Here is a 9,050-nt window from a genome sequence, read left to right as displayed (position 1 = left end):
GTCAGTACCGGTGCAGTGGTATCAATGTTACCGGTACCGGACGCAGAGGCGGTATTGCCTGCGTCATCCGACGTAGTCGCACTGACCGTAAAGCTGCCCTCGGCTAAATCAGTAGGCACATCCACACTAAAGTTACCTGCACCATCTACGGTGGTCGTGACGGTTTGCGAAGTGCCATTGGCATCCGTGATAGTTAACGTCACTGTGGCACCTGCCTCACCCGTGCCGGTTAAGGTTGGGGTGGTGTCGTTGGTATCATTTAGGGTATTCAATGACAGCACTGGGGCGGTGGTATCGACGTTACCGGTGCCCGACGCCGAGGCGGTATTGCCCGCGTCATCCGATGTAGTCGCGCTGACCGTGAAATTACCTTCCGCCAAATCGGTGGGGACATCCACACTGAAGTTGCCTGAACCGTCCACGGTGGTCGTGACGGTTTGCGTAGCACCATTAGCGTCGGTTATGGTGAGCGTCACGGTCGCACCCGCTTCACCGGTGCCGGTCAAGGTTGGTGTCGCATCACTACCGAGACCCGGTGGATCAAGTGTCAATGTAGGCGCAGCACTGTTAACCTCTGCAGTGACTGTTTGGGTAGACGTATTGCCGGCAACGTCTTCTGCAGTGACCGTCACTGTATACTCGCCATCAGCCAACGCATCGGGTACATCAATGCTGTAATTACCGTCAGCATCGACGACTGTTTCAATGGTTTGTGTATTACCCAATGAATCAGTCACTACCACAGTGACAACTGCGCCCACTTCGCCCGAACCAGTAATGGTTGGCGTGTTGTCGTTTCCTGTGCCGGGGTCATTCACAGTTAGTAATGGGGCAATAGTATCAATGCTACCAGAGCCGGATACAGAGGCACTGTTACCAGAGCCGTCAGAACTTGCTGCGTCAACGGTAAAGCTTCCCTCAGCTAGATCGATGGGTACATCCACACTGAAGTTGCCCGAACCATCTACGGTCGTCGTGACCGTTTGTACAGTGCCATTGGCATCAGTAATGGTCAGAGTGACAGTCGCGCCCGCCTCACCGGTGCCGGTGAATGTAGGTGTCGCATCATTTCCGAGACCCGATGGATCAAGTGTTAATGTAGGCGCAGCACTATTAACCTCTGCAGTGACAGTTTGGGTAGACGTATTGCCAGCACCGTCTTCTGCTATGACCGTTACTGTATACTCGCCATCAGCCAACGCATCGGGTACATCAATGCTGTAATTACCGTCAGTATCGACGACTGTCTCAATGGTTTGTGTATTGCCCAATGAATCTGTCACGGTCACTGTGACAACTGCGCCCACTTCGCCCGAACCAGTAATGGTTGGCGTGCTGTCGTTTCCTGTGCCAAGGTCATTTACTATTAACGTTGGCGCGGTGGTATCTACCGTGCCGCTTTGTGTAGAGGTAGTGGTATTGCCCGCCGCATCTACTACGGTGACGTCAACCGTGTAATCACCTTCCGGTAACTCAGGAGCAGTGACCGTAAAGGTGCCGTCGTCGGTAACTTCACCGGTGACAACCTGTGTATCGCCGTTGGCATCGGTAATGGTTACCGTTACATCACTGCCCGGCGGTTGATCGGTTTGGCCGCTGATCACCGGTGTGTTTCCGGTTCCGCTGTCGACCGGGGTCACGTTTAAGGTTGGCGCAGTGGTGTCTACCGTGCCGCTTTGTGTAGAGGTAGTGGTATTGCCCGCTGCATCGACTACGGTGACGTCAACCGTGTAATCACCTTCCGGTAACTCAGGGGCGGTGACCGTAAAGGAGCCGTCGTCAGCGACTTCGCCAGTAACGACCTGCGTATCGCCGTTAGCATCGGTAATGGTTACCGTAACGTCACTGCCCGGCGGTTGATCAGTTTGACCACTGATCACCGGTGTGTTTCCGGTTCCGCTGTCGACCGGGGTCACGTTTAAGGTTGGCGCAGTGGTATCTACCGTGCCGCTTTGTGTAGAGGTAGTGGTATTGCCCGCCGCATCTACTACGGTGACGTCAACCGTGTAATCACCTTCCGGTAACTCAGGAGCAGTGACCGTAAAGGTGCCGTCGTCGGCAACTTCGCCAGTAACAACCTGCGTGTCGCCGTTGGCATCGGTAATGGTTACCGTTACATCACTGCCCGGTGGTTGATCGGTTTGGCCGCTGATCACTGGCGTGTTGCCGGTTCCGCTGTCAACCGGGGTCACGTCAAAGGTTGGTGCAGTCGTATCTACCGTGCCGCTTTGTGTAGAGGTTGTAGTATTGCCCGCCGCATCGACTACGGTGACTTCAACCGTGTAATCGCCTTCCGGTAACTCAGGAGCGGTCACTGTAAAGGAGCCGTCGTCGGCGACTTCACCGGTGACAACCTGCGTATCGCCGTTTGCATCGGTAATAGTCACAGTAACGTCGCTACCCGGCGGTTGATCGGTTTGACCGCTGATCACCGGTGTGTTTCCGGTTCCGCTGTCAGCTGGCGTTACAGCTAACTCAGGCGCAGTAACATCGATATTTCCAGACTGCTCCGCTGTAACAGGGTTGCCCAGACCGTCTGCCAATTCTGCCTCAACGGTAAACCCACCTTCACTTAACTCATCTGGTGCTGTTGCGCTGAAGTTTCCGTTGTCATCTACAATAACCTCAAGCGATGAGACATTGCCCGACTCATCACTGAATGTCACGGTTACCGGCGTCCCTGCGGGTTGATTGGTCTCTCCAGTCACCGTAGGTTGAGTAGTAGCTGAAAATTCAGCTACAGAGACTGTTAATTCAGGTTCTTCAGCTAATGCGTTGTTTTCTCCCACCCCGTCAAGTGGTTCAAATGAATCGTTCTGATTGTCCTGAGTGGTTTGTGAAAATTCAAACGCCGCCGGATTCGTTTCCTCTGCGATTCTCGCTACGCGAACAAAATTATTGCCGCCCTCTGCACCACCGCCACCATCGCTAATACCGGCCGCGGTTGCTTCTAAGTTTTCAAGTAAATCCCCATCACCAGCAAGCGCTTCAGCAAATGAGTCGGTTGATGTTGGCGTGTCGGCCTCCCCAAACTCTGCGAGCAAATCATCTATCGAGTCTTCAGCAATCGAAGATTCACTTTCAAAAAATGGGGCAGGTTCATCAGATTGAGAAGACAGGAAATTGCTGATAGCCAGGCTTTGACCAGACGTTAATGTAACCAGGTTTCCGTCTAGCAATAAGGTGACCTCACCGTTATCAGCGACTTGAATAACACTGTTTGTGTCAATGTCGGTCACTTGATCCAGTGGGTATACCGAACCATCCGGCAACACAACGTTTGCGATGCCATCTAAAGAAACTACGTCAATTTTAATATTAGCCATTGTCGACTCCTTGCTTGATACTAAAAAGCCTAGAAAAGACCTCTCAACCCTGCGCCTGTACTCAGGTACAGCCCCACCAGCAAGTCATTAAATTTTCGTCAATTTATGCTGAATATAAATCTATATATGTAAAAAAATGCCGATTGCATTTGATAAAGCGAGGTTTGCCGTCTAGCTTTATTACATGTGACATATGTGACACTTAACGCCTTAAACTAAAGTTAATCAAAGGATTATACTAAAGTATAACTAAGGTGAATGAATGAGATCGGTAGTTCTGATCAGTGTAATTACATTAATTGGCATGTCAGTTGAAGCCACTGCCCAACGGCTCACAATTACGGAAGTCATACAGCATACGCTCGATACCAACCCCGACATTCAGGCGAGCTGGCGCGAGTTTTTGATCAGTCAAAAAGATGTAACTGTAGCTCGAAGCGACTATATGCCCAGTGTTGATGTGAACGCCTCTTCGTTTTTTGTCGACAGAAACTACGGACTTGACCAATCCTTTGTGGAAAACCAGGCCCGCATATCCGTATCACAATTAATTTATGATGGTTTTTTGAGCCGTTCGGAAACTCAAAGCCTGGAACAGGCCCAGGTTGTTCGATTCTATGAGTTTTACAGTCAGGCTGAGCAGGTCTCACTGGAAACCACGCTTGCTTATCTCGATATGGTGATGTTTCGGGAATTGCTTCAGATCTCGGAGAGCAATTTAAAAACGCACATTGACGTTTACAAGCAAATTGAACAGAGCGCGCAAGCCGGTGTCGCCAGAGGTGCAGACTTAGAACAAATCAACGGCCGTTTGTCGCTGGCAGAATCTAACATTATTACCGAGCAATCCAACCTGCATGACGTTACCGCCAGGTTTATGCGCCTTACCGGATTGCAATCACCGAATGACATTGCGCCTGTTGATGTGAACCTTTTGCCAGTTCAGCAACACAGTATCGTGCAGTTACTTCACAAGGCCTATGCCAGCAACCCTGACCTTCTGGCGGCGGTATACAACATTGATTCACAAGCATTTCGCATAGAAAGTGCAGAAGCCAGATATCACCCCAGAGTAGCGTTTAACGCGTCTTACGGCTTTCAATCACGGGATCAGGTTGGCCTGAATAACACCATCACAGAAGCACGGGTGGGCATCCAATTAGACTACAACCTTTATCGTGCGGGTGCAGATGAAGCACAAATCGAGCAGGCCATCGAGCAACAGGTTCAGGCAAAAGACATTCGTCTGAAAGCCTGTCGTGATATACAACAAACACTGCATATAGCATTCAATGACATCATTAATTTAGAACGCCAGTTGCCAGCACTGAACGATCATATGCTTGCTTCGGCAAGAGTCAGAACAGCCTATTTGGGTCAGTTTCGTTTAGGCCAGCGCACCTTGTTGGATTTACTCGATGCAGAAAATGAAGCATACGAGTCCAGCCGGGCATATACGCAAGCCAAAATCACCCAACTTAAGTCATTCTTCAGGTTGCTCGTATCACAAGGCGAATTACTCAACTACTTAAATGTAAGCCGCCAGAGTATGCCTGTGCCTGCTGATATCGCAGCCCGACCAGTAGAATATGACCCAACTTTTATTTGCCCTGCAAATACCGTGGATTATTTGGTGTCGTCTGGCAACGCGCTAACGCGAGATACAGATGGCGATGGTGTAACCGATTTATGGGATGATTGCCCTGACACCACAGCGGGTGTCGATATTGACCAGTACGGCTGCGAACTGGCGAAAAAAGAAACTCTCAACTATGCTCCTATAAACACAGCAGAATTTGAACGCCTGGATGTAGTAAAAACAATGAACGTGTCAGTAGAGTTCGGACACGATTCTGCAGACTATAGCAGCAACATAAGTGAATTAATGACACCGCTGCTGGAGACATTATCTGAAAACCCAGCCTATGGCGTCATCATTGAAGGCCATGCATCACTGCAGGGTAATGCAGACTACAACAAACAACTTTCACTGCGCAGAGCCAAGGCCATTGCTATGTGGCTGATTAATCAACAAGGAATAGACAAAGGCAGAGTGTTTGAAGTGGGCTATGGTGAAGAGCGTCCGGTCATCGATGCTCAAACCGAACAAGCTAACCGAGCGAACAGACGTATAGTCGCCAGAATAGTCATGTTGCCTCAGGAACAGGACTCCGAAACACCGTAAGGTTGCTATGACAATAAATACCGCATACAGCGTCACAGAGGACGTCAGTGCTGTAGGTGGGCCGTTGATGGATTGCTTTGAAGCCATCTGCCAACATCACCACCAGCCCTGTCCACGGCCATCTCTTCTATCAGGCCAACCCATGAAAAATGGGTTGTTGTCGCCATCTGCTATTAGCAGCGTTGCCAAGCGTGCTGGATTTGTAAGCAGAACAGTGAAACGCCCGCTGGAACAAATTAACCCTGCGTTGTTACCCGCTATTCTGATACTGCATCACGAGCAATGCTGCGTAGTGCACGCCTATGACAGTGCGAAAAACACGCTCACGGTGACTTACCCCGAACTGCAACAGCATCTCGAGACTGTGCCATTGTCCTCCGTGGATGAACAGTACACGGGTTACGTGATTTTTCTGCGACCTAAAATTCAGCAACCGGATACGGACTCGCAACACGCGCCGACCGAGCAGAACAACTGGTTTTGGAATACCATTGCAAAAGCGCGCCCTTTATATCGCGACGTGTTAATCGCTTCTGCATTTATTAGTTTATTGTCTGTGGCCATGCCACTGTTTGTCATGAACGTCTATGACCGTGTTGTACCCAATGCGGCACTCGAAACACTGTGGATGATGGCAATAGGGGTATTGATCGCGCTCTTATCTGATTTACTGTTGCGCTTCCTTCGCTATTACTTTGTCGAATTGGCCGCCAGCCGTGTAGATGTGCACCTGTCTTCCACTTTATTGCAGAAAGTGTTGGCCATTAGTTTCTCCGAAAAACCACGCTCTACCGGTTCGTTTGTGAACAGCATTCAATCGTTTGATGCAATACGGACATTTTTAAACTCTGTCACTATTGTGGCGCTTATCGACCTCCCCTTTGCATGCCTGTTTATGGCTATCATTATATTCATCGACTGGCACCTTATACTCCCCATTCTGGTAGGCGGCATTGTGGTAATAGGATATGGATTCTATTGCCAGTCGGTCATGAAACAACTTGCCGATGACAGTATGAAGATCGGAGCGCGTAAAAATGCCCTTATTACCGAATCGCTCACCAATTTCGACGATGTGCGTTTTTTTAATACGCAGAATCACTTTCAATATGAATTCGAAAAACAGAGTATTTTTCTTGCCAAGACCAACGCGAAACTCAGACTGGTGGGAGCCTCTGTCAGCAATCTGGCATCCTTGGTGCAGCAATTGGTTGGCGTTTGTATTGTCATAGCCGGCGTGTATTTAATTGTTGAAGGCGAACTGACACAAGGCGCATTAATCGCAGCCTATCTGCTGTCTGGCAGAGCAATGGGGCCACTTGGCTCAACCGCCAGCCTGGCAGCACAATTTCATCATGCGAAAACCAGCCTGACCATGCTCAATGACATTATGGCAATGCAGGTTGATAAACCAGCCAGTAAGCAATGGACGGAACATGAAGCAGTAAAAGGCGAGATAAAATTCGAAGACGTGACATTTCACTACCCCGACCACAATCAATTTGTCGTCAATAAAGTCAGCTTCAATATCAAGGCTGGAGAAAAGGTTGCTATTTTGGGGAAAAATGGCAGTGGAAAGAGCACGATAAACAAGCTGCTTATGCGTGCTTATGCGCCGTCCAAAGGCCTTATCAGTGTCGATGGCATCAACATATTGCAATATGAGCCCAGCGCTCTGCGTCGTCATATTGGCTATGTGCCGCAAGACTTATCCTTGTTCGCCGGTTCTCTGAAAGACAACATTACCCGTTTCGATGACAGCATAGATGAAGATGAAATATGGCAGGTGCTTGAGCAATGTGAACTGGCCGCCCTGGTCAATAACCATCCTGATGGACTGAACCTCAATGTTGGCGAGAAAGGCGCATTGCTCTCCGGCGGTAAACGTCAAGCCGTCGCCATTGCCAGAGCCCTCATTCATTCGCCGGACATTTTTATTCTGGATGAACCGACAGCCGCGATGGACTCTAACACGGAGGCGCGTCTGAAAGCAGTGCTAAAAGCGCGTACACAAGACAAAACCCTGATCCTGAACACTCACAGAACCACGTTGTTGGATCTGGTAGACAGGATCATTGTTGTTGACCACGGCAAGGTACTCATAGACGGCCCCAAACAGCATGTGTTGAATCAACTACAGGCGGTTCTAAGCCAGCAACCCGGAGTGCGCCCCGCATGACTTTACCTGTACTTCCGCGCAGCATGCTGAGTCAACGCCTACACAAATGGCTTGCCACCCCCGCCGAACAAGACTGGGTGCTCGAGGCAGAGTGGGCAAGGGTTCAGCAAGCCCCCGTCAAGGCTCAACGCCTGCTATATGCCATCATTCTGAGTATTGTCTGCCTGCTCATGTGGGCAAACATAGCGGTTATCGACGAGGTGGCCCGAGGCACAGGTAAAGTGGTGCCATCGCAAAAACTGCAAATTGTGCAATCACTGGACGGCGGTATCGTACAGGCCATTTTTGTCTCTGAAGGTGAAGCGGTTCAACCCAACCAGAAACTGTTAGAAATTGACCCGACTCGTTTTATCTCAACCCTACAGGAAAACAGCACTGAAGCCCTGGCCCTGAAGGCCAAAGTGCAGCGTTTGAATGCACTAACGAATAACCTGCCAATTCAGTTTTCGGAAGAGCTCAGGAACCAAGCCGAGGTACTGGTAAACAATGAAACTCAACTCTACAACTCTAACCTGGAAGAACTAAGCCAGCTTGCCAGCGGGTTTGATAATCGCATAAGCCAGCGCGAACAGGATTTAAATGCCTTCACGGCCGAGCGTTCTCAGTATTTGCGATCGCTGGAACTCGCCGAGAAAGAACTCTCGGTAACCCGACCGTTGCTGGCAAGTGGCGCCGTTTCAGAAATCGATATTCTGCGCCTGGACCGGGAAATAGTGGAGCTTAGGGGAGCACTGGAGCGTACCGAAGCCGCGATTATTCGCAGTCGTTCTGCCATTGAGGAAGAGAAGATCAAAAAACGGGAAGCCCGCTTGAAAATGATCAATCAATGGCATCGTGAATTAACAGAAAGCGCGTCGCGACTGGCTGTACTGGAGCAGTCCAAAGCCGGACTGGAGGATGTGGTGAGCCAGTCTGTTTTGCGCTCCCCCGTGAAAGGCACCATACAACGATTACTGTTTAACAACGAGGGCGCGGTAGTAACACCGGGTAGTCCGGTTGCTGAGATCATTCCCATCGATGATCAACTCATTATCGAAGCGAAAATTGCGCCCAAAGACATTGCGTTTATTACCATGGGGCAAGCTGCTGTAGTGCGTTTTAGCGCCTACGACTTTTCCATTTACGGCGGCATGCGCGCAGAGGTGACACATATCAGCGCCGACTCCATTACCGACGACAAGGACAACACCTATTACATTGTCAGACTGCAAACCATTTCAACCATTGGGGAGTCGCCATTGGAAATACTACCCGGCATGACCGCTGAGGTGGACATTATTACCGGAGAGAGATCGATTATTGATTTCATTTTGAAGCCGCTGAAAAAAGCAGCTTCCACGGCGTTTACCGAGAGATGATG

Annotated in this window: 4 protein-coding genes; 3 read left to right on the top strand and 1 reads right to left on the bottom strand. The window is 49.9% G+C overall.

Annotation, left to right across the window (positions count from 1 at the left end):
- Positions 1-3,326, bottom strand: a 3,326-nt coding sequence (locus BUB81_RS22240; RefSeq protein ID WP_175555854.1) for an Ig-like domain-containing protein, incomplete at its 3' end; no start/stop codon positions are given.
- Positions 3,327-3,588: 262 nt separating this feature from the next.
- Between BUB81_RS22240 and BUB81_RS21490 the strand changes: the two genes are divergently transcribed.
- The 3 genes from BUB81_RS21490 to BUB81_RS21480 are packed head-to-tail and all read left to right on the top strand — an operon-like array spanning position 3,589 to position 9,048.
- Positions 3,589-5,511: a TolC family outer membrane protein gene (locus BUB81_RS21490; RefSeq protein ID WP_084526792.1), complete on the top strand. Its 1,923-nt coding sequence runs from the start codon at positions 3,589-3,591 to the stop codon at positions 5,509-5,511.
- 7 nt (positions 5,512-5,518) lie between these two features.
- Positions 5,519-7,690 carry a type I secretion system permease/ATPase gene (locus BUB81_RS21485; protein ID WP_245819322.1) on the top strand — a complete coding sequence of 724 codons (2,172 nt, stop codon included), beginning with the start codon at positions 5,519-5,521 and terminating at the stop codon, positions 7,688-7,690.
- Complete coding sequence (locus BUB81_RS21480) at positions 7,687-9,048, top strand: HlyD family type I secretion periplasmic adaptor subunit (RefSeq protein WP_073325419.1); 1,362 nt, start codon at positions 7,687-7,689, stop codon at positions 9,046-9,048. The genes BUB81_RS21485 and BUB81_RS21480 overlap by 4 nt, the downstream gene beginning before the upstream one ends.
- Positions 9,049-9,050 lie beyond the last annotated feature (2 nt).

The sequence above is a fragment of the Marisediminitalea aggregata genome, assembly GCF_900129565.1.
Lineage (GTDB): Bacteria > Pseudomonadota > Gammaproteobacteria > Enterobacterales > Alteromonadaceae > Alteromonas > Alteromonas aggregata.
Note: the sequence above shows the minus strand (reverse complement) of the source record. Positions and strands in the feature narration are given on the sequence as shown.